The sequence below is a fragment of the Bradyrhizobium sp. LeoA1Lang genome, from assembly GCF_055413685.1.
On sequence record NZ_JBVAPG010000156.1, the window covers coordinates 1 to 18,430 of the forward strand.

The 18,430-nt window shown below is 65.3% G+C and carries 19 protein-coding genes and 1 riboswitch; of the genes, 9 read left to right on the plus strand and 10 right to left on the minus strand.

All coding sequences use genetic code 11. The annotated features are described in order from the left end of the window. Positions 1-451 precede the first annotated feature (451 nt). A complete protein-coding gene (locus ACZYOF_RS34745; protein WP_463718593.1) occupies positions 452-1,099 on the minus strand; it encodes a TIGR02594 family protein in 648 nt (215 codons plus the stop codon). Between ACZYOF_RS34745 and ACZYOF_RS34750 the strand changes: the two genes are divergently transcribed. Both ACZYOF_RS34750 and ACZYOF_RS34755 read left to right on the plus strand, forming a co-directional pair. Next, a complete protein-coding gene (locus tag ACZYOF_RS34750; protein WP_463718594.1) occupies positions 1,054-1,314 on the plus strand; it encodes a hypothetical protein in 261 nt (86 codons plus the stop codon). The genes ACZYOF_RS34745 and ACZYOF_RS34750 overlap by 46 nt on opposite strands. 44 nt (positions 1,315-1,358) lie before the next feature. Further along, positions 1,359-2,222, plus strand: coding sequence for an alpha/beta fold hydrolase (locus ACZYOF_RS34755; RefSeq protein WP_463718582.1), 864 nt, complete (start codon positions 1,359-1,361; stop codon positions 2,220-2,222). A 164-nt stretch (positions 2,223-2,386) separates the two neighbouring features. Here ACZYOF_RS34755 and metW read toward each other — a convergent pair whose 3' ends face one another. Further along, a complete protein-coding gene (gene metW / locus ACZYOF_RS34760; protein ID WP_130583220.1) occupies positions 2,387-3,055 on the minus strand; it encodes a methionine biosynthesis protein MetW in 669 nt (222 codons plus the stop codon). Continuing rightward, positions 3,055-4,260 carry a homoserine O-acetyltransferase MetX gene (gene metX, locus ACZYOF_RS34765; RefSeq protein WP_282530395.1) on the minus strand — a complete coding sequence of 402 codons (1,206 nt, stop codon included), beginning with the start codon at positions 4,258-4,260 and terminating at the stop codon, positions 3,055-3,057. Before metX ends, metW begins: the two co-directional genes overlap by 1 nt. Before the next feature lie 82 nt (positions 4,261-4,342). After that, a riboswitch (SAM riboswitch) is annotated at positions 4,343-4,422 on the minus strand. 330 nt (positions 4,423-4,752) lie between these two features. Here metX and ACZYOF_RS34770 point away from each other — a divergent pair. Genes ACZYOF_RS34770 through ACZYOF_RS34780 form a run of 3 tightly spaced genes read left to right on the plus strand, consistent with a single transcriptional unit; the run spans position 4,753 to position 7,647 of the window. Continuing rightward, on the plus strand, positions 4,753-5,601 hold the full coding sequence (locus ACZYOF_RS34770) for a chorismate mutase (protein ID WP_463718583.1): 849 nt from the start codon (positions 4,753-4,755) through the stop codon (positions 5,599-5,601). 10 nt (positions 5,602-5,611) lie between these two features. After that, positions 5,612-6,709, plus strand: a complete 1,098-nt coding sequence (gene hisC, locus ACZYOF_RS34775) for a histidinol-phosphate transaminase (RefSeq protein WP_463718584.1) — start codon at positions 5,612-5,614, stop codon at positions 6,707-6,709. Next, positions 6,706-7,647 (plus strand): prephenate/arogenate dehydrogenase family protein, encoded by a 942-nt coding sequence (locus ACZYOF_RS34780; protein ID WP_463718585.1) that lies wholly within the window; start codon positions 6,706-6,708, stop codon positions 7,645-7,647. Before hisC ends, ACZYOF_RS34780 begins: the two co-directional genes overlap by 4 nt. Before the next feature lie 102 nt (positions 7,648-7,749). Here ACZYOF_RS34780 and ACZYOF_RS34785 read toward each other — a convergent pair whose 3' ends face one another. Both ACZYOF_RS34785 and ACZYOF_RS34790 read right to left on the minus strand, forming a co-directional pair. Further along, positions 7,750-7,980 carry a hypothetical protein gene (locus ACZYOF_RS34785; RefSeq protein ID WP_130583215.1) on the minus strand — a complete coding sequence of 77 codons (231 nt, stop codon included), beginning with the start codon at positions 7,978-7,980 and terminating at the stop codon, positions 7,750-7,752. A 261-nt stretch (positions 7,981-8,241) separates the two neighbouring features. Further along, positions 8,242-9,429: a DUF2125 domain-containing protein gene (locus ACZYOF_RS34790; protein ID WP_463718586.1), complete on the minus strand. Its 1,188-nt coding sequence runs from the start codon at positions 9,427-9,429 to the stop codon at positions 8,242-8,244. Positions 9,430-9,537: 108 nt separating this feature from the next. Between ACZYOF_RS34790 and ACZYOF_RS34795 the strand changes: the two genes are divergently transcribed. Next, the gene (locus ACZYOF_RS34795; protein ID WP_463718587.1) at positions 9,538-10,134 is read left to right on the plus strand and encodes a gamma-glutamylcyclotransferase; all 597 of its coding nucleotides are present in this window, start codon (positions 9,538-9,540) and stop codon (positions 10,132-10,134) included. Here ACZYOF_RS34795 and ACZYOF_RS34800 read toward each other — a convergent pair whose 3' ends face one another. The 4 genes from ACZYOF_RS34800 to ftsE all read right to left on the minus strand — a co-directional run bounded on the left by ACZYOF_RS34800 (position 10,135) and on the right by ftsE (position 13,355). Further along, positions 10,135-10,908: a lysophospholipid acyltransferase family protein gene (locus tag ACZYOF_RS34800; RefSeq protein WP_463718588.1), complete on the minus strand. Its 774-nt coding sequence runs from the start codon at positions 10,906-10,908 to the stop codon at positions 10,135-10,137. Between the two features lie 29 nt (positions 10,909-10,937). Continuing rightward, positions 10,938-11,660, minus strand: a complete 723-nt coding sequence (locus ACZYOF_RS34805) for a YdcF family protein (protein ID WP_130583697.1) — start codon at positions 11,658-11,660, stop codon at positions 10,938-10,940. A gap of 71 nt (positions 11,661-11,731) precedes the next feature. Further along, positions 11,732-12,703, minus strand: coding sequence for a cell division protein FtsX (locus ACZYOF_RS34810; protein WP_463718589.1), 972 nt, complete (start codon positions 12,701-12,703; stop codon positions 11,732-11,734). Next, complete coding sequence (gene ftsE, locus ACZYOF_RS34815) at positions 12,696-13,355, minus strand: cell division ATP-binding protein FtsE (protein ID WP_130583699.1); 660 nt, start codon at positions 13,353-13,355, stop codon at positions 12,696-12,698. Before ftsE ends, ACZYOF_RS34810 begins: the two co-directional genes overlap by 8 nt. Positions 13,356-13,558: 203 nt before the next feature. Between ftsE and ACZYOF_RS34820 the strand changes: the two genes are divergently transcribed. Both ACZYOF_RS34820 and ACZYOF_RS34825 read left to right on the plus strand, forming a co-directional pair. Beyond that, the gene (locus ACZYOF_RS34820) at positions 13,559-14,416 is read left to right on the plus strand and encodes an MJ0042-type zinc finger domain-containing protein (protein WP_463718590.1); all 858 of its coding nucleotides are present in this window, start codon (positions 13,559-13,561) and stop codon (positions 14,414-14,416) included. 35 nt (positions 14,417-14,451) lie between these two features. Next, positions 14,452-14,829 (plus strand): response regulator, encoded by a 378-nt coding sequence (locus ACZYOF_RS34825; protein WP_028163766.1) that lies wholly within the window; start codon positions 14,452-14,454, stop codon positions 14,827-14,829. A 119-nt stretch (positions 14,830-14,948) separates the two neighbouring features. Here ACZYOF_RS34825 and ACZYOF_RS34830 read toward each other — a convergent pair whose 3' ends face one another. Next, positions 14,949-17,561, minus strand: coding sequence for a TIGR02302 family protein (locus tag ACZYOF_RS34830; RefSeq protein WP_463718591.1), 2,613 nt, complete (start codon positions 17,559-17,561; stop codon positions 14,949-14,951). Positions 17,562-17,818: 257 nt separating this feature from the next. On the opposite strand from ACZYOF_RS34830, the gene ACZYOF_RS34835 reads away from it, so the two are divergent. Continuing rightward, on the plus strand, positions 17,819-18,199 hold the full coding sequence (locus ACZYOF_RS34835) for a carboxymuconolactone decarboxylase family protein (protein WP_463718592.1): 381 nt from the start codon (positions 17,819-17,821) through the stop codon (positions 18,197-18,199). Positions 18,200-18,430: the final 231 nt, after the last annotated feature.

Sequence of the window (18,430 nt, forward strand, 5' to 3'; positions counted from 1 at the left end):
CGCCAGGACCACACGACTTCGCCGTCCGCTGATGTCGCGTTCGTCTTTCGCAACACCAACGTCCACCGCATCTCACCGCAACGTTCGTGACGATCGCGAGCCGCCCCTCATTCGCGTGAGACGCGCGAAGTTAAATCACTGATTTGCCCGACGGAGGAAGCGGAATGTTTTTTGCGCGAGGGGTAGACAGGCTTTGGCTGATTTGCCCGTCGGGTTGTTATGTCGCACCCACTGCATCCACACCGTCATTGCGAGCGCAGCGAAGCAATCCATAGCGCCGCAAGTGGAGACGTGGATTGCTTCGCTGCGCTCGCAATGATGGAGGCTGTCATTCCGGGGCGATGCGAAGCATCGAACCCGGAATCCATTTCGCTGCCTGCGCCTGCGGCCTGATGGATTCCGGGCTCGCGCCAAGAGGCGCGCCCCGGAATGACAGAGGAGAGTGTAGCGGCTAGTTCGTCGGCATCACGTAGGCGTAGATGCGGCCGCGAGAGACTGAGGCTTCACGGACGCGGTTGCCGTTGTTGCCGGAGATCATGATCGGATTTCCCTTGGCGTCGATGCCGGTGATGATGCCGACATGGCCGCCGCGGCGTCCCCGCGACATCACGGCGATGGCGCCAACCTGTGGGCCGGAGACACGCTGCCCATAGCGGGCGAACGAGCTCGCCATGTCGGAGCCGGTGCCGCGATAACCCGAATGCTGCAGCACCATGTTCATGAACCGCGCGCACCACAGGCTGCCGCGACTGGTCGGATTGCCGCCGAGGTGACGGCGGGCTTCATCGACGATGTTCGATGAACCGAGGCTTGCCGCCTGCTGAGGCTCCGGCGACAGGCTCGCATTGCTGTCGGCAAGACCCTGCGCCTGCATCTGCGCCACGCCGCGCTCCCAGCGCGAGGCACGCGTCATGTGGCGGTGACGATGATGCGCATAGTGATGCTTGGCATGATGACCGGCATGATAGGCCCTCGCGTGGCGCCCTGCGCCGTGATGAGGCCGTGCCGAAGCGGGAGAGACAGAGACGACGATTATCGTCGAACACAACGCCAGTGCCAGAACTCGAAGCCACCGGCGGAACGCACGCAACTGAACCATACTTCCCATTTTTTTCTTCTGTTACACCCCCGTTTTCCCAGGTGCGCTCGTCTGTGGATGACATCTGGATGACAGGCGCGGTGCGTTTTGTGCCGCTCAATGTGGCAAGACAAAGATTTCGTGCCGCGCTGCGGCGAAAAATTGCAGGACGATTTCGCGAACATTTGGAGGCGAAAAAGGAAACGATGCCGCCGCATTGCAGCCATGAAGGTTAATTGCGATCCTGCGACTGCAGGCTCACAAGAAGGAAAACGTTAAAATGCCCTATGCCGTCGCCAAGGATAATGTCCGCCTCTATTTCGAAGAGGTTGGAAGCGGGACGCCGATCATCTTCCTGCACGAGTTCGCGGCCGATCACACCAATTGGGAGCCGCAGATGCGCTATTTCTCGCGCGGCCACCGCTGCATCGCCTATTCCGCGCGCGGTTACACGCCCTCCGACGTTCCGCCATCGGCCGAGGTCTACAGCTACAAGCATTTCTACACCGATGCGCTCGCGGTGCTCGATCATCTCGGTATCGCACGCGCGCATTTCGTCGGGCTGTCGATGGGCTCCTATTCGTCGCTGCAGGTCGCGCTGAATGCGCCCGAGCGCGCGCTGTCGATGACGCTCGCAGGCGTCGGCTCCGGCTCTAGTCTCGAACAGCTCGACGCCTTCCGTGCGCAATGCCACGCCAATGCCGAGCAATATGAGACCATCGGATCGATCGAAGTCGCCAAGATGACGCGCGAGGCGCCGGGCCGGATTCCGTTCCTCGTCAAGGATCCGCGCGGCCACGCCGATTTCTATGCCGCGCTCGCGCGCCACGATGCCAAGGGATCGGCCAACACCATGCGCAGTTTTCAAGGCGCGCGTCCCTCGATCTACACCATGGCCGAAGCGATCGGACGCGTGCCGACGCCGGCGCTGATCATCTGCGGCGACGAGGACGACAATTGCGTCGAGCCGAGCCTGTTCCTGAAGCAGCATTTGCCCGCGGCGGGGCTGACGTTCTTCCCGAAATCGGGACACGTGCTCAACCTCGAGGAGCCGGCGTTGTTCAACGAGATGGTCGAGCGGTTCATTGCGCTGGTAGAAGCGGGCCGATGGTTGCCGCGCGATCCGAGGTCGATGGTGGCCTAGCTGTCATTCCGGGGCACGCGAAGCGTGAGCCGTCATTCCGGGGCGCGCGGAGCGCGAGCTATGATGTGCAATTGCACATCAGAGAATCCATCGGGCCGCAGAGTTCGTGGATGAATGGATTCCGGGTTCGCGCTTTGCGCGCCCCGGAATGACGGGGAGAGTGCTCAGCGTCCCTTGCCGCCCCTGCTCAGCAGGAACACGCCCTGTTCGCCGAACATGTTCCAGACCCACCAGGGCAGGTTCAGCGGCACCGGGCGGCCGTAGAGATCGAGCGCGACTGCGCGCTCCATCTTGACGTGGATCTCGTCGCAGAGCTGCACGAAATCCTTGATGGTGCAGAAATGAATGTTGGGGGTGTCGTACCAGGTGGCGGGGAGGTTTTCGGTGCGCGGCATGTGCCCGCCGACCAAGAGCTGCAGCCGCATCTTCCAGAAACCGAAATTCGGGAACGAGACGATGGCGCGGTGACCGATGCGCAGGAGATTTTCCAGTACCGCCTTCGGCTGGCGCGTCGCCTGCAGCGTCTGCGACAGGATCACGTAGTCGAAGGCATCGTCGGCATAGTTGACGAGGTCGGTGTCGGCGTCGCCCTGCACCACCGCGAGCCCCTTGGCGACGCAGTGGTTGACGCCTTCGCGCGACAGCTCGATGCCGCGGCCGTCGATGCCGCGGCTCTCCAGGAGCTGCAACAGATCGCCGTCGCCGCAGCCGACGTCGAGCACGCGCGAGCCGGGCTCCACCATTTCGGCGACCAGAACATGGTCCGGACGAAGGCTCGTACTCGCCTGCGGCGCCACGCCGGGCAGCGGCAGGGTTTGTTCCTGAAGCGCCATCACACGACCCCCGCATCGCCGAGGCCGCGCGCCTTGCCGGCCGACTGCAGGAAAGCGCGGGAGATGTCGAAGAATTCGGGCACGTCGAGCAGGAAGGCGTCGTGGCCCTTGTCGGTCTCGATCTCCGCGAACGAGACCCGCGCGCTGGAGGCGTTCAGCGCATGCACCAGCGCCCGCGCTTCCGAGGTCGGGAACAGCCAGTCGCTCGTGAACGACACCACGCAGAACCGGGTCTTGATGCCGCGGAACGCCTTCGCCAGCACACCATTATGGTCGGCGGCGATGTCGAAATAGTCCATCGCCCGCGTCAGATAGAGGTAGCTATTGGCATCGAAGCGCTCGACAAAGGACGAGCCCTGGTAGCGCAGATAGCTCTCGACCTGGAAGTCGGCATCGAAGGAGAATGTCGGCAGTTCGCGATCCTGCATCCGCCGCCCGAACTTGCGATGCAGCGCCGCGTCCGAGAGATAGGTGATATGCGCAGCCATGCGCGCAACCGCGAGCCCGCGATGCGGATGCGTGCCCTGATCGACATAGCGTCCGCCGCGCCAGTCCGGATCGGCCATCACGGCCTGCCGGCCGAGCTCATGAAAGGCGATGTTCTGCGCCGAGTGCCGCGTCGAGCAGGCGATCGCGAGCGTCGAGAACACGCGCTCCGGATAGGCCGCGGCCCATTGCACCGCCTGCATGCCGCCCATGGAGCCGCCGACCACCGAGAACAGCGTCTCGATGCCGAGCCGGTCGATCAGCATCGCTTGCGCGCGCACCATGTCGGGAATGGTGATGATCGGAAAATCCAGGCCCCACACCTTGCCGGTCGCGGGGCTGAGCGAGGCAGGGCCGGTCGAGCCCATGCAGCCGCCAAGCACGTTGGAGCAGATGATGAAGTACTTGGAGGGGTCGAGCGGACGGCCAGGGCCGACCATGGTCTCCCACCAGCCGGGCTTGCCCGTCACCGGATGCAAATTGTTGACATGCTGGTCGCCGGTCAGCGCGTGGCAGACCAGAATGGCGTTGGAGCGCTCGGCATTGAGTTCGCCATAGGTCTGGTAGGCGATCTGGAACGGCGCGAGGTCGATGCCGCAGTCGAGCTTCAACGGCTGATCCATGCCGAACTTTGCTACCGGCGAGGACGGATGATCGGCCTCATGGGCGCGGTCCTCACCCTGGATCGACGGACTCTTGATCGACTGCACCTTGGTCATTGCGGCCCCTTCCTCCGACGCGGAGGTCCCGGACAGAAATCAGGCCATAAAAAAACCCGGCCTGAACAAAGGTTCGGCCGGGATCGATCTGTCCCCGGCCTGTTTAGCAAGTTCTTTAACGTGGCTGCAAGCCGGCCGGCTCAAATGACCACGGAACGCTGGGAAAGTAGTCCCTTACCTGACCCGCGTCAAGGCAACCGGGGCCGTTAACCTAACCGTGACCTTGAGGCTGAGCTTGCGCCGTCTGGACCCATGGTACAGAACGGGGGCTCGCACTTCTCCCTCTCCCCGCTCTTGCGGGGCCGGGACGAGCGGAGCTCGCCCTGAGAGGGTTGGGGTGAGGGGCTTTCTCCGCTAACAAGGTAACAGACGGACTCGCGGAGAGTCCCCCTCACCCGAAATTCAAGCTCGCTTGAATTTCGACTTCTCCCCGCACGCGGGGGAGAGGTGAAGAGTTGGCTCCCTGATTGAAGAGAATTGACGGGCCCTAGCATGTCAAAAACGCCTCCGGCGCCGCCCTCGCTGGCCGAGTTGCGCAAAGAGATCGACGCGATCGATGAGCAGGTTCACCGCCTCTTGATGGCGCGTGGCGACATCATCGACCGCCTGATCAGGGTGAAGCAGACCCAGGAAGTCGGCTCCGCATTCCGGCCGGCGCGCGAGGCCGCCATGATGCGCAGCCTGGTCGAGCGCCATCGTGGCATCCTGCCGCTCGACACCATCGAGAGCATCTGGCGCGTCATCATCTCGACGTTCACTTACGTCCAGGCGCCGTTCTCGGTGCATGCCGATGTCTCGGTCGGCGAATCCATGATGCGGGATTCGGCGCGCTTCCATTTCGGCTTCGTGGTGCCCTACGTCTCGCATTTCAGCGCGCAGGCGGCGGTCGAAGCGGTGGCGAAATCGAAGGGCGACCTGGCGCTGGTGTCGGCCATTTCCAGCCGCACGCCGTGGTGGATCGACCTCGAGGCCGAAGGCACGCCGAAGATCATCGCGCGGCTGCCGTTCCTCGAGCGTGCCGATCATCCCGCAGCGCTGCCCGTGTTCGTGATCTCACGCGTCGCCGACGATGCGATGGTGACCGAAGTCGAGATGTGGAGCGTCCGCGTCTCCGGCTGGAACGCCGAGATCGCCCGCGCGGTGGCGCCGCTCGCTGAAATCGTCGCGGTGCCGGACACCGCTTTCGACGGCGCGGCGCTTTTGGTATCGGTCGCAGGCATCGGCTTCGAGAAGATCAAGCTGGCGTTGATCAAGGCCGGAGCCTCGGTGCGCTCATCGGCCCTCGTCGGCAGCCACGCAACGCGCTATACGGTGCCCCCCGCCCCTAGAATCCGGAGCTAGAGAGTTAGAGATGTCCCGCCCCGTGCCGAATCCCGGCATCCTCGATATTGCGCCCTACACCCCCGGCAAAAGCCCGGTGGCCGAGCCGGGGCGCAAGGTGTTCAAGCTTTCCGCCAACGAGACGCCGTTCGGCCCCTCGCCGAAGGCAATCGAGGCCTATAAGCACGCCGCCGAACATCTGGAGGACTATCCGGAAGGCACCTCGCGGGTGCTGCGCGAGGCGATCGGCCGCGCCTACGGCCTCGACCCGAACCGCATCATCTGCGGCGCCGGTTCGGACGAAATCCTCAACCTGCTCGCCCACACCTATCTGTGCGAAGGCTCGGAGGCGATCTCCACCACCCACAGCTTCCTGGTCTATCCGATCGCGACCAAGGCGAACGGTGCAAAGAACGTCGTCGTACCGGAGACCGACTACACCGCCAGTGTCGATGCGATCCTTGAGGCGGTCACGCCGCAGACCAAGCTGGTCTGGCTCGCCAACCCGAACAACCCGACCGGCACCTATCTGCCGTTCGACGAGGTCAAGCGCTTGCGCACCGGCCTGCCGTCGGACGTGCTGCTGGTGATCGACGCCGCCTATTCCGATTACGTGGTGCGCAACGACTATGGGCTCGGTCTTGAACTGTGTGCGACGACCGAGAACACGGTGATGACCCACACCTTCTCCAAGATCCACGGGCTCGCGGCGCTCCGCGTGGGCTGGATGTTCGGCCCGGCGCATATCGTCGATGCGGTGAACCGCATTCGCGGCCCCTTCAACGTTTCGAGTCCGGCGATGCTCGCGGCGGTCGCCGCGGTCGAGGACACCGCGCATGTCGAGATGTCGCGGGTGCATAACGAAAAATGGCGGAGCTGGGTGACGGACGAGATCCGCAAGCTCGGGCTGAAGGTGACGCCGAGCGTCGCCAATTTCGTGCTGATCCATTTCCCGACCGAAAAGGGCAAGACCTCGGCTGACGCGGACGCGTTCCTCACCAAGCGCGGACTGGTGCTGCGGGCATTGAACAATTACGGCCTGCCGCACGCGCTGCGCATGACCATCGGCACCGAGGAGGCCAACCGCCTCGTGGTCGAGGGCCTGCGCGACTTCATGGATCAGAAGTGAACGCCGCCCCTCACTTCCAACGCATCGCGCTGATCGGCTTCGGCCTGATCGGCGGCTCGATCGCGCGCGGCGCGCGGGCGCAAGGGCTCGTCGGCGGGATCGTCACCACCGCGCGCTCCGAGAAGACGCGCGCGCGTGTCGCCGAGCTCGGCATCGTCGACCGCGTGGTGGAGACCAACGCGGAGGCGGTGAAGGATGCCGATCTCGTCATCCTCTGCATTCCCGTTGGCGCCTGCGGGCCGGTGGCGGCGGAGATCGCGCCCTATCTGAAGAAAGGCGCCATCGTCTCCGATGTCGGCTCGGTCAAGGGCGCCATCGTCAGGGATATGGGGCCGCATATTCCTGATGGTGTGCACTTCGTGCCGGCGCATCCGGTGGCCGGCACCGAGCATTCGGGGCCCGATTCCGGTTTCGCCGAGCTCTTCATCAACCGCTGGTGCATCCTGACGCCGCCTGATGGCGCCGACGCGGGCGCGGTCGACAGGCTGCGTGAATTCTGGGCCGCGCTCGGCGCCAAGGTCGAGATCATGACGCCGGATCATCATGACCTCGTGCTCGCGATCACCAGCCATCTGCCGCATCTGATCGCCTACACCATCGTCGGCACCGCCGACGAGCTGGCGCAGGTGACGTCGTCCGAAGTGATCAAATTCTCCGCCGGCGGCTTCCGCGATTTCACCCGCATCGCGGCGTCCGATCCAACGATGTGGCGCGACGTCTTCCTGAGCAACAAAGACGCGGTGCTGGAGATGCTCGGCACCTTCAACGAGGATCTTTCCAAGCTGACGCGCGCGATCCGCCGCGGCGACGGCGAAGCGCTGTTCGACCACTTCACCCGCACCCGCTCCATCCGCCGCGGCATCGTCGAGATCGGGCAGGATTCAGCCGCGCCGGACTTCGGCCGTCCGCATGCGAATCTGGAGAAGAAGGCGGAGTGACGCTCGTTGTCGTCATTGCGAGGAGCGCAAGCGACGAAGCAATCTATGCCTCCACAAGCGGCGGGATGGATTGCTTCGCTTCGCTCGCAATGACGGCAAGTGTCACCGATGCAGCGTCGCCCGCATCTTCACATGCGGCGTTCTCGCGCGGGGATAGACTGACATCATCGCGCGGCTGTCGACCACCGGCTTCGACATGCCGATGCCAAGATCGCTGTTCGGATGCACGAACGCTTCCATGCCGGGCTCATCCACGACCGGCTGCGCCGATGCGGGCGATGCCATCGATGCCGCGACATAGGCCGCCAGGCCAAACAGTCTGAACCTGATCATTGCTCTCTCCTTGCCATGACCCGCGGTTTACGGATGTGCGGGCCTTCGCAAAGCAGGAGCTTCGAGCAGGCGTTGGCATTCCCGGCGCACGCCGCGATTGCAATCACGCTTCGGCGATTGAGGTTTTACTCGGCTTGTAGCCCGGATGGAGCGAAGCGCAGTCCGGGCCGCTCGCGGTGCGGGCTGAGACGTCCCGGGTTGCGCGGAGCCTGTCATCGGGCGCGCGTTCGCGCGACCCGTTGGCTTCACCCGGGCTACGGGTCAGAACAAAGGCGGGATTTGTCCGGCCTTGATCGGGCCGAGCAGCACCGCGCCGTCGACGAAGCGCAGCGGGAAGCTACGGGCCTTCTTGCCTTCGAGCATGGCTTCGCTGCCGAGCGAATTGATGCTGGCGGCGACGCCGACATTGGCGTTCTGCTTCACCACCTTGCCGAGGCCGGGGATCGCGCGGTCGAGCGCGCCGAAGAGATTGTTGAGGTCCTGCGTCTTGACGCCGGGCGCGACGCGGTCGAGCGTCGATTGCGGCACGCCCTCCTCCAGCATCTTCTCGATGCCCAGCGCCGGGATCACGCGCTCGAGGCCGGTGACCGTCATCTGCAATTCGCCCTCGATGCGGCCACTCGCGTTGAGGCTCAAGGTGCCCGCGGAGATCGCGATCATATCGCCCTGCTGGATGCGCGACTGCACGATCTCGACATGGCCGCCGGCGGCCTGGATCTCGCGGAAGCGCTCCGGCCACGGCTTTGGCGTGAAATCCTTCAGGCCGGAAATCTTGGTGCGGATGTCGGCATCGAACGGCGTCGCCAGCACGGGATGCACGTCCTGCAGGCTGCCGCCGTTGATCTGCAGCGCGGTCTCGATCACCGGATTATCCACGGACGAGCCGTCGGCGAGACGGCCGTGCAGCTCGACGTGTGCGGCGCGACCGAGCGGCGTCTGCACCGAGCCGTTGACGCGGTCGATCGCGGGATCGTCGAACACCAGCGAGCCGCGCTGCGGCACCGCCGGCAGGCCCGCCACGCTGGCGCGGCCGCTCCGCCAGTTCACGGCGAGCGACGGTAGCGCGCCGCGCTCGGCAAGCATCGCCGGCGCCTTGAATTCGGCGATCACGCGTGTGGGGTCGTAGACCTGCGCCACCACCAGGATCTCGCCGAGCCGCGCGGTGAATGGCGTCTGCGCACCGGCCGTCTGCGAGATCAAGGTCACGCTGGCGTCCTCGCAGCGGATCTCGAGCCGGAAGGGGTAACCTGCCACCGATCGCTTGCCGTAATCGTAGACCCGGCCCGCCTTCGCCTCCTGCGCGCGCCAGGCATCGGCCTGCACCCACACCTGGGACGAGGCATAGAACCAGAACGCGCTCCACGCGATGGCGAGGATCAGGACGAGGACGGGGGCGGCAAAGAGACGCCAACGCGAGCGCCGGCGCGGCGCGGGGGTCATATCAGGCATGCGGTGACCTCTGACTGTCAATTTTGGCAAATCTAAGCGGGAAACCGCGGCCAAAAAGGCCGTGAAACCGCTTCGCTTCGCGTCGCGCTTTTGCTAGCCCTTGCGGCGATGTCCGCGCAACTCCTCTCCCCGCCCGAATCAGGTGACAACGACCTCTGGGTATTCGGCTACGGCTCCCTGATGTGGAAGCCGGGTTTCGATTTCGAGGAACAAATGGCGGCGCGGCTGATCGGCGAGCATCGCGCGCTCTGCGTGTATTCCTTCGACCATCGCGGCACGCCGGAAAAGCCGGGACTGGTGCTCGGGCTCGACCGCGGCGGCGCCTGCCGCGGCATCGCGTTCCGCGTCGCGGCGAAGCGGCGCACCGAGACGATCGCTTATCTGCGCGGCCGCGAGCAGACCACCAACGTCTATCGCGAGGTGCACCGCTCGGTGTGGCTCGAGGACGACCCGCGCTCGCGGGTGGCCGCGCTGACCTATGTGGTGGACCGCAGCCATGTGCAGTACGCCGGACGGCTGACGCTGGCCGACCAGCTCCGCTACGTGCAGCAGGGCCACGGCCGCTCGGGCAACAACCGCGACTATGTGCTCTCCACAGTGCTCGCGATCGAGAAGCAGGGTTTTCGCGATCCGCAACTGCACAAGCTCGCGACGATGCTGCACGACGCGCATCCGATCGAGCTGCCTCTGCAAGAGGAAACGTAGCTAGAGCTTGGCCTTCACTGTATCAGGCACGACGCCGAACAATTGCGCCTGTTCGGCGCGCGCGGTCTCGACGATGCGGTCGGTGGCGCCCTCGATCGACTCGCGCAGGCGCGTCATGAACTCGTCGCGCGGCAAGCCAGGCGGCAGCGGATCGAGGAATTCGACCACCAGCGTCCCGGGATAGCGCATGAAAGTGCGGCGCGGCCAGAACAGGCCGGAGTTGAGCGCAACCGGCAGGCACGGCACGCCGCTCTCGGCATAGATCTGCGCCACGCCGGTCTTGTAGCTCGGCGGCGCGCCGACCGGCCGCCGCGTGCCTTCCGGGAAGATCACGAGCTGGCGTCCGCGCTTCACTTCGGCGGCCGCGCGGCGCAGCGTCTTCACCAGCGAGCGCGGGCCGCCGCCGCGGTCAATCGCGATCATGCCGACCTTGATCAGGAACTGGCCGAACACCGGGATCCAGGTCAGTTCGCGCTTGAGCATGTAGAGCGGGTGGTCGAAGAAGCGCAAAAGCTGGAACGTCTCCCACATCGACTGATGCTTGGCGGCGACGATCAACGGCCCCTTCGGAATCTTCTCCAGCCCTCGGAATTCGACCCGGATGTTGCAGACGACGCGCATCAGGAACAGCGTCGCGTTCGCCCACCATGCGGCCAGCGTCATCATCGCCCGGCGCGGCAATACGACGGTCGGGATCGCGATGATGCTTAAGCTCACCAGCACGAGATAGAACAGCACGTTGAAGATGAGCGAGCGCACGAAGATCGAAGACATCGAATTCCCGACTTAAAGAGTTGGTCTGGTCAGTTCACCTGCGCGGTCGCCGGCCGGCGCGGCGCCGGCGCGCCGCCAGGCTGCTCCAGGAAATCGGGCGTCAGGTCGAGACCGATCCTGGCCAGCCGCACCCGCACCTCCGCCGCGACATATTTGACGTATTCCGATAGCAGGAGGCGCAGCGTTCCGCCACTCATCCACCAAGGTTCGTCGCGCCATTTGTCGCCGATCACCACGAACGGGATCAGTTCGACATCCGGCATCGCGTGCGACAGTTCGACGATCGCGCGCGGCATGTGGTAGTTCGAGGTCACCACGATCAGCGACTTGAAGCCGCGCTCATGCGCCCAGCGCCGCGTCTCAGCGGCATTGCTCCTGGTATTGACGGCGGAGCGGTCGAGATCGACGCAGCACCTCAAGAGCGCCTGATTGTTCTCGGGCAGCGAGCGGGAAATATCGCTCGCCGCATTGGTCGGGTGCACGCCCGAGATCAACAGCCGCTTGCCGTAGCCGGCCGCCAGCAATTCCACCGCGTCGGAGATCCGCGAGGAACCGCCGGTCAACACCACGATGCCGTCGGCATTGCGCTCGGGCTGGGTTTCGACGCCGCGCAATTGCGACAGGAACGCGAGGAAGCCGACCCCCGCGGCGACGAACAGCACCGCCAGCGGCGCGACGATCAGCGCGCGCAGCGATCCGTGCGGCCGCGCTGGCCGGCGCTTTTGCGATCGGTCGTCGAGATCAGAGCTCATCGGATAAGGCTGTCCCTTCCCCGGACGCAATTCTAGAGCGTTTTTGGGCGAAGTGGAGTCCGGCCGTTCCATCAGTCGACGTCATCGAGCGTGGCGAACAGCGTCCGCCGTGAGGCCCAGGCCGTGATCGCGGCGATCAATACCGCCTGCAGCGCCAGCACCAGATAGCCGGACGGGCGCAGCGAGAAGGTCCCGAGCAAGGCCGCGAACTGGTCGCCGACCGGAGTGCCCGAGAACCAGCTCGCGATCGATTCGGAGAAGCCGAAGAACAGCATCGCGACGCCACCGCCGATCAGGCCGCCCTCGAGTCCCAGCATCAGGAAATGCCGCAGGAAACGGTTGGCGATGTAACTGTCGGAGGCGCCGACGAAATGCAGCACCTCGACGATCGGCCGGTTGGCGGCCATCGCGCCGCGCGTGGCGAAGGAGACCGAGATGATCGTCGCGACGATCACGAGGGCGAGAATGCCGATGCCGGCAAACACGGTGGCGCCGCTCATCGAGCGCATGCGCTCGATCCAGGCGCGATGATCGTCGACGCTGGCACCGGGGGCGACCTGCGTGACCCGCGCCCGGAGCGCGGTGAGGTCGGGCGTGCTGCCGGGCTGCACCCGCGCCACGATGACGCGCGGCACCGGCAATTGCTCGATCGACAATCCGCTGCCGAGCCAGGGCTCGAGCAGTTTTGCGGATTCCTCCTTGCTGAACGGGCGGACTTCGACGATCCCACCCTGCGTCCGCATCGCCTCCGCCGCCGCTGATGTGTCGCGATCGAGATCGCGGCCGGCCGCCGGGCGGATCTGGATCGTGATCTCGCTTGCAACCTCCGACTGCCACTCGGCCGCGGATGCGCTGACCAGGAGCACCGTGCCCGTGGTCATCGAGGCCAGGAAGGTCATGATCGCCACGACCGCGACCAGCGCGCGGCCGGAGATCGAGGCGCGCGGCACGATCGGCGACATGTTGCGCGCATTCGCCGCCACCTGCGGGCGTTCATGCCCGAGGTCGACGAGCGGCACATGCTCTCGGCCGATCTTATTCATAGATGTGCAGCCGTCCCTGGTGCAGCACCAATCGCCGCGCCTCGTACTGGTCCATCAGCGTGATGTCGTGGGTGGCGATGATCACGGCGGTGCCCGACTTGTTCAACTCGATGAACAGGCGCAGCAGCCGCCGCCCGAGCGTCGGATCGACGCTGCCGGTCGGCTCGTCCGCCAGCAACAATTGCGGCCGCGAGATCACCGCGCGCGCGATTGCGGCGCGCTGCTTCTCGCCGCCCGAGAGGATCGGCGGCAGCGCATCCATCCGCTCGCCGAGGCCGACCCATTTCAAGAGGTCGATCACCTCGCGCCGGTAGCTGGATTCGTCGCGGCCCATCACGCGGAACGGCAGCGCGACATTCTCATAGGTCGTCATGTGGTCGAGCAGGCGAAAGTCCTGCAGCACGATGCCGATGCGCTTGCGCAGGTTTGCGATCTGGTCTTTGCTCAGCAGCGAAATGTCCTTGCCGAACAGATTCACCAACCCGCGCGTCGGCCGCAGCGACAGGAACAACAGCCTGAGCAGCGAGGTCTTGCCGGCGCCCGACGGGCCGGTGAGAAACTGGAAGGAATGGGCGGGGACGGCGAAGCTGAGGTCGCGCAGAATCTCCGGGCCGAGCCCGTAACGCAATCCGACATTTTCGAACCGAACCAAGCTCTAGCTCCGCTCGACATTGGGTTGGACGTTGGGTTCAACTGGGGCGGCGGCCGGGAACCTCGAACCTTGGCTCAATCCTCGCGCCCGTTTCCGGCTGGGCCGGCGGGCCGAACAAAGCGTTTGTGCTTCGGTTATGGTTTCCGATTCGTTAACGGTCGCCTTGTAGCATCCCGGCGCATCCATGGTGGGGATTGGGCTCCATGCATATCGTTTGCCCGCATTGTACAACATCCTATGCGATCAAGCTGGAGACGTTAGGTCCGGCCGGGCGTACGGTGCGTTGTTCCCGCTGTAAGGAAGTCTGGCTGGCGCGGCCGGAGGATGCCGTCGACATCACGGCGCCGATGCCGGCGATGGCGGCGGCGAACAGGTCCGCCGCGTCCGATGCCGCCGCGGAATGGGAGGCGATGGCGCGGCAGGAGGAGGACGAACGCACTCCTGTCGTCGACAGCCCCTCGATCTCGGCCGACTGGCCGGCGGACGATGCAGTCCGACAGGACTGGCCGTCGGTCGCCCGGGAAGACGCCGAGGCTCACGCAGATGCCGAAGCCAAACCCCGCCGCCGGCTGCCAAGACTGTTCGAGCTGCCCACCCTGCCCCGCATCCGCATGCCCGCAGCGAGCCTGCCCACCGCATGCGCGGCGATGGCGGCGCTGATCGTGGCGCTGGTTGTGTGGCGCGGCGACGTCGTGCGCCTGTTGCCGCAGACCGCGCTGTTCTACAGGCTGGCCGGGCTCGAGGTGAATCTGCGTGGGGTGGCGTTCAAGGACGTCAAAGTCAGTCACGAGACAGTGGACGGCAAGCCGGTGCTGGTGATCGAAGGCATGATCGTCGGCGAGACCCGGAAGCCGGTGGAACTGCCACGGTTGCGCTTTGCGGTCCGCGACGCGCAGGGCGCGGAGATTTATGCGTGGAACACGGTGCTGGAGCAGCCGGTGCTGAAGCCGGGCGAACGCGCTTTTTTCAAATCGCGCCTTGCCTCGCCGCCTCCGGAAGGGCGCGACATCGATATCCGCTTCTTCAACAAGCGGGATCTGGCGGCTGGCGGCAAGGCTTAGAATACGAGACGTGTCTTGCGAAGGAGGTTAGTTCGATGCCGCGGGTATTGATCGCCGACGACGAGGATTCGATGCGCTCGCTGGTGGCACGCGCCATCGCCATGGACGGCCACGAGACCGTCACCGCGCAGGACGGCGCGGCCGCGCTGGAAATACTGGCGCGCGAGCAGGGCGCCTTCGATCTGCTGCTCACCGACATCCAGATGCCTGTCATGGACGGGATTGCACTGGCGCTCGCCAGCGCACGCGATTTTCCGGAGCTGAAGATCCTGCTGATGACCGGCTTTGCCGATCAGCGCGAGCGCGCCTCCGGCCTCAATGCGATCGTGCACGACGTGGTGACCAAGCCGTTCTCGGTCGCCGATATCCGCACAGCGGTGGCGGATGCGCTGTCGGCGCGGAAGGTGGCGTAGGTGCGGACGGACGCTCTCTCAGCCCGTCATTGCGAGCGGAGCGAAGCAATCCATGTCACCGCAAGCGGCGCTATGGATTGCTTCGCTTCGCTCGCAATGACGGTGGAGGCCGAGCTGCCTCAGTAATCCTTCAGCAGGCGCTCGATGTAGTCGAGTTCGAGCTGCGGCCGCGCCGGGTCCGCGAGGCGGCGGCGGAGTTCTTCCAGGATTCGCCTGACGCGCTGCACGTCGATCTCGCCGGGGATCTTGACGGTGTAGTCGTCGCCGAACTCGCGGCCGTGCAGGGGGCGCCCGAGCGGATCGGTCTGGTTGCCGCCGCTCTGCTGCCTGCCGACGCGGTTACCGGGGCCGTCGCCCGCCTGCTCGCCCTCACCCTGCTGCATCGCCTCGGCGAGGCTCTGCGCGCCTTTGCGCAGCGCATCCAGCGCGCGGCCCTGCGAGTCCACCGCACCGTCGGCATTGCCTTCGCCAAGCCGGCCGCTGGCATCGCCCATCGCGGAATCGGCCTGATCGAGCCCGTCCTCGCCGTCGCCCTGATCGCCCTCCTGGCCGCCCTGACCTTGCTGACCTTGCTGGCCCTGCTGTCCTTGTTGGCCGCGCTGCCCCTTCTCGCCGCGCTGGCCGGGACCCATGCCGCGCTTGGCGAGCTCTTCCTGCAACTTCTGCAGCCGGTCGCGTAGCGCCTGCTGATCCTGCTGCAGGTCGCCCATGGACTGATCGCCCTGCTTGCCCCGCATGCGGTCGCGTCGCGAATCCTGGCCCTGCTTGAAGGTCTTGTCGCGCAACTGCTGCTGCTTGCGGATCATGTCGCCAAGCTCGTTCAGCGCCTGCTCCATGTCGTTGTCGCCGCTCTGGCCGGGCTGCGCCATCTGCAGGTTCTCCAGCATCTGCTGGAGCTGATCGAGCAACTGCCTTGCCGCCTCCTTGTCGCCGGAGCGCGACAGCCGCTCCATGCGGTCGAGCATGTTCTTCAGGTCCTGCTGGCTCAGGACCTTGGCGTTGGGATCGAGCGGGCGCGCCAATTGCTGCGGGTTGTTGCGGAACTGCTCGGCGAGCTGGCGCATGAAATTGTCGAGCGCCGCGCGCAGATTGTCCGTGAGCTTCTTGATCTCCTCGTCGCTCGCGCCACGCTCCAGCGCCTGCTTCAGCGCGTCCTGCGCCGCGCGCAGCGCCTTGTCGACGTCGGTGATGTTGCCGTCCTCGATGGTGACGGCAAGCGCCCACAGGCTGGCGACGACCTCGCGCAGCGCGTTGTCGGTATGGGCGGCCTCGAGCTGCCGCGCCACGCTGTGCAGGCCGAGATAGGTGCCAGCCTCGGGCGTGAACATTTCCGGCGCGATCAACAGCGCGTCCAGCGCGGCGTAGACGTCGGCGTTCCTGTTGGCGTTGAGCGCGAGAATGCGGCGCTGCTCGATCAGCGCCCGCGCCAGCGGTTTCGTGAACAACCGCTCCGGCAGACGCATGTTGAACGGTTCGCTCTTGGCCTCATTGCCGGCCTCGTCCTTTGCCGTCAGCGTCAGCGTCACATCCGCGCCGGCATAGGGGTCTTCGCTCAGATCCTTGACGGTCTGGCCGACGCCATTGCGGGTGCGCGCGTTCGGCAGCACGAGCGGGAATTGCGGCGGCTCGAACAGCGGCCGCACCTCTGCCGTCCTGGTCCCGGCCTGGGTTCCCGCTTGGCTCGGGTCCTTCGGTGCATCGCCCGGACGCGCGACGAATTGCGCGCGCGCTTCGGTGACGCCGTAATCGTCCTCGAGCCTGTAGGACAATTGCAGCGAGCCGCGCGCCTGGCGCTCCGGATCCTTGGCCAGGGCGATCGACGGCGGACGGTCAGGCGTTGCGGTAAAACGCCACAGCGGCTGGCCGGCCGGCGCGCGGACATGCGCGGTGCCGTCGCCTGCAATCTTGAAATGCCGCTCGTTGGTGCCCTTCGGCGCCTCCCCGCTCGGAGCGACCTCGGCCACGCCGCCACCGACCACGACATCGATATTGCCGCCGCTGGAACGCACCAAAAGCGTGCTGCCGGCGGGAACCGCCAATGGCCCGCTCTCGGCGGCAGCCGCTTCCCGGTTCGCCGATGACAGGATGATCGGCGGCTTGCCGGTATAGTTCGGCGGCGTCACCCAGGCATCGACCCGGATATTGGTCGGCGCCAGCACGCCATTCCAATCGAAGGCGGAGGCGAAACGGAGAGAACGCTCATCGCCCGCGGCGATATAGGCGGCAACCAGCATCACGATCACCAGCGCCCGCAGTGCCCAGGGATCGTGGATCGGAAGCCGCGGCGATGGCAGGCCGGCACGGATGCGCTTGAGCGAGGCCAGCGTGCGCTCGCGCTGTGCCTGCCACAGCGCCTGCGAGACGGGGTCCTGGCTCGAGAGCGTGTCGGTCAGCGCGGTCGCCGGACGATGGCGGATGCCGGTGCCGCGATCGAGCCGGCTCAAGCCCTCCTCGCGTGTCGGCCAGCGGAAGCGAACCAGCGGAAGCAGCGCGGCCAGCGCCAGCAGCGCGAACAGGCCTACGCCGGCCAGGCGTACCGCAAGCGGCAGCGCCAGCCAGAGTCCGGCCCAGGAAACCACCAGGAACAATCCGATGACGGTCAGAAACCGGGCCAGATGCGGCCACGCGCGCTCCCACGCGATCGCGTATTGTGCCCGCTGCAGCGCTTCGGTCAATTTTAGCCGCGCGACGGCGTTATGCTCGCGCGCGGGTTCAGTAGGGTCGCCGCTCAAGAAAATCTCCGGGTTGCCCGACAGGTCACCTTACCACAAGGGCGGCAATGAGGCACCCGTTCCGTTCCGGCAACCCACACGTGGAATTACGCATAACACGAAGGCGTGACTGCGCGTGAGCGACCCCGTAACGTCCTGCCACCACAACCCCAGATCATGATCCGAAATCGGACCGTGATTTCACCTTTTTGTCCGAGCATCGAAAACCGGATTCCGCTTTTCCGGATCATGCTCTCTGAACTGCATGAGGAAACGTCATGGACCAGAAGACGCACGACAAAGGCCTGGAAATCCGCAAGGCCGTGCTCGGCGAGGCCTATGTCTCCAACGCGCTGAAGAACGTCGACAGTTTCAACAAGCCATTCCAGGACCTGCTCAACGAATATTGCTGGGGCTCGGTATGGGGCCGCGAGGAATTGCCGCGCAAGACCCGCAGCATGCTCAACATCGCGATGATCTCGATCCTGAACCGGCCCCACGAATTGCGCGCGCATCTAAAGGGCGCGCTGACCAACGGCGTCGCCCGCGACGAAATCCGCGAGATCCTGATGCAGGTCGCGATCTATGGCGGCATGCCCGCCGCCGTCGACAGTTTCCGTATCGCGCGCGAAGTGTTCGCCGAGATCGATAAGGCGTAGCGCCGTCGTCCCGGCCAAGCGAAGCGCGAGCCGGGGCCCATAACCACAGGCGGATGTGGTTGCGAAAACTGGGGCCACGGCCCGGCGCCACAACTTCTCCCTTGGGTTGATGGGGTGGACGGCCCCCTACGGCATCAGTTGTGCCAGAATGAGGTTGTCGAAATCTCAAACGAGGGAGCCGTCCGTGACGCAGATTATCCGCATTGGAATGGATACGTCGAAGCATATTTT

Bases quoted from the DNA above. Each gene is read 5' to 3' on its own strand.
- ACZYOF_RS34820 (WP_463718590.1), top strand. From the start codon at position 13,559: ATGCATATCGTTTGCCCGCATTGTACAACATCCTATGCGATCAAGCTG.
- ACZYOF_RS34785 (WP_130583215.1), bottom strand. From the start codon at position 7,980: ATGATCAGGTTCAGACTGTTTGGCCTGGCGGCCTATGTCGCGGCATCG.
- ACZYOF_RS34755 (WP_463718582.1), top strand. From the start codon at position 1,359: ATGCCCTATGCCGTCGCCAAGGATAATGTCCGCCTCTATTTCGAAGAG.
- metW (WP_130583220.1), bottom strand. From the start codon at position 3,055: ATGGCGCTTCAGGAACAAACCCTGCCGCTGCCCGGCGTGGCGCCGCAG.
- ACZYOF_RS34770 (WP_463718583.1), top strand. From the start codon at position 4,753: ATGTCAAAAACGCCTCCGGCGCCGCCCTCGCTGGCCGAGTTGCGCAAA.
- ACZYOF_RS34835 (WP_463718592.1), top strand. From the start codon at position 17,819: ATGGACCAGAAGACGCACGACAAAGGCCTGGAAATCCGCAAGGCCGTG.
- hisC (WP_463718584.1), top strand. From the start codon at position 5,612: ATGTCCCGCCCCGTGCCGAATCCCGGCATCCTCGATATTGCGCCCTAC.
- ACZYOF_RS34790 (WP_463718586.1), bottom strand. From the start codon at position 9,429: ATGCCTGATATGACCCCCGCGCCGCGCCGGCGCTCGCGTTGGCGTCTC.
- ACZYOF_RS34810 (WP_463718589.1), bottom strand. From the start codon at position 12,703: ATGAATAAGATCGGCCGAGAGCATGTGCCGCTCGTCGACCTCGGGCAT.
- ACZYOF_RS34805 (WP_130583697.1), bottom strand. From the start codon at position 11,660: ATGAGCTCTGATCTCGACGACCGATCGCAAAAGCGCCGGCCAGCGCGG.
- ACZYOF_RS34800 (WP_463718588.1), bottom strand. From the start codon at position 10,908: ATGTCTTCGATCTTCGTGCGCTCGCTCATCTTCAACGTGCTGTTCTAT.
- metX (WP_282530395.1), bottom strand. From the start codon at position 4,260: ATGACCAAGGTGCAGTCGATCAAGAGTCCGTCGATCCAGGGTGAGGAC.
- ACZYOF_RS34825 (WP_028163766.1), top strand. From the start codon at position 14,452: ATGCCGCGGGTATTGATCGCCGACGACGAGGATTCGATGCGCTCGCTG.
- ACZYOF_RS34795 (WP_463718587.1), top strand. From the start codon at position 9,538: ATGTCCGCGCAACTCCTCTCCCCGCCCGAATCAGGTGACAACGACCTC.
- ACZYOF_RS34745 (WP_463718593.1), bottom strand. From the start codon at position 1,099: ATGGTTCAGTTGCGTGCGTTCCGCCGGTGGCTTCGAGTTCTGGCACTG.